Below are 1,712 nucleotides of genomic sequence, written 5' to 3'. Positions count from 1 at the left end.
GGTATCGGTTGAATTAATGAGGTTAATCACCTTGCGACGAATCTTGAAGCCATTTTCTTCATCACGTACCAAGTGGTAAATCACATCTGCTGTGTAATGGCGCAAGTTTTCTTTACGGAATTCACGTAAATTCTGTGCACAGCGTAATACGATCTCTCCGTCTTGATCTTGAAGAATTCGTACACGTGATAAACTACGTACTGTATTCGCTTTGGGAGAAGTTGAAATTGCTTCTCCATTTTCTAAACGTTCAACACGCAGCTGACGCATATGATGATTGTCATATGCATAGTTCAGGTGATTTTCATAATCGGTTAAGGCTGGGTCGATTGGAATAATGTACTGACCTTGCTCTTCCCATAATGCTAACCAAGTTCGGTAATCCGAATGGTCAAGCATATCCGCTTCTGCCCAGATAAATGCGGTTACTTCATTTACTAAATTTACGTCGATTTTCATTGCATTCCCCTTAAGCCGTCATAATCTTTTTCCACTGCTGATAAGCAGCGCGCATACCTGTTTCAGCACTTACATCACTTTTCAGACCATCTTCGGTTTTAACTTCACCGGGTAATCCGCGATGTAGCATGATCCAAAGATCATTGCCTGCATTGGAGCCTTTTTGTACACGTTCCCAAGCCTCGGCATCATCTGGCGTACCAAAGCCAAACGGTCCTTGGAAGTGTTCGTGTAGACGTAAGCGATATTGGTTGGCAATTTGAGGTCCACCATCCATCGTAATAACAGAGTGATGAATTTCAGTTTTATCGACTGCTAAAGGCTGCATAACACGGAAAAATGCCATTGAACATGCGATATTCGGGAAGATGTTAAGGTTAAAGCCCGTACCACCTACAGCTCGGCAGATACGTCGTACTTCAAGTTCTTCATGTCCTTCATCACGAAGTGCTTGTGCCAGCTCTTCGAAACGCTCTTGAATTGGACGTTCCATTAGTTCTTCTTCGAGATCGATCAGTTCAGGAATCATGACCATGACACTGTGACCATTTCCAAGATCTTCAACATAACCAGGCTGATTTTCGAAGTTGAAAAGTTCTTCAGTTTTTTCGTCAACAGAGCTCAGGAATGATTTGTGTACCAATGGGAAATGGTAAGCATCCGTTGTATTTTCTAACTGAATCTTCCAGTTACCTGGGAAGGTAAAGCGATGTTCGCCTAAGACTTTAACTGGGTAGCCTGCACCCTGTTTCATGAACAGATCAATCCACTTTTTAGCAGGACCAAGGAAATCTACAAGCGGCTCAATGTCTTGTTTAAATGTAGCGAAGATCATGCCGTTATATTCTTCGACACGTAAACTCACCATAGGGAGTTCAGATTTGTCTAAGCATTCGCCATAACTTTCTGGAGATGGTACGCCGCGCAATGTGCCATCTAATGCATAGCTCCAACCGTGATACGGACAAACGAAACTGTTGGTTTTGCCTTTTTTATGTTCACATACTGTCGCGGCACGGTGACGGCAACGGTTTAAAAGTACATGAACTTTTTTCTTACGGTCACGTACTACGACAACAGGCTGTAAACCTACATTAATCGTTTTATAGCTTCCTGCTTCAGGAAGTTCACTTGCATGTGCAACCCATACCCAAGTGTTGTAAAAGATTTTTTCCATTTCTTCTTCAAAAATGGCTGAATCTTTATACAGCGAAGTATGTACACGGTCACTTTGAACCAGTTCGTTGTAATCA

At 42.4% G+C, this 1,712-nt stretch carries 2 protein-coding genes; both read right to left on the bottom strand.

The window, feature by feature from the left end; genetic code table 11:
• On the bottom strand, positions 1 to 459 hold a 459-nt coding region (locus tag AC1M9D_RS13970), incomplete at its 3' end, for an aromatic-ring-hydroxylating dioxygenase subunit beta (RefSeq protein WP_481612432.1).
• 10 nt (positions 460 to 469) lie between these two features.
• Positions 470 to 1,712: aromatic ring-hydroxylating oxygenase subunit alpha (locus AC1M9D_RS13965; RefSeq protein ID WP_481612431.1), on the bottom strand; the 1,243-nt coding region annotated here is incomplete at its 5' end.

The organism is Acinetobacter sp. ANC_7682, assembly GCF_056779795.1.
This window is presented reverse-complemented; position numbering and strand designations above follow the sequence as displayed.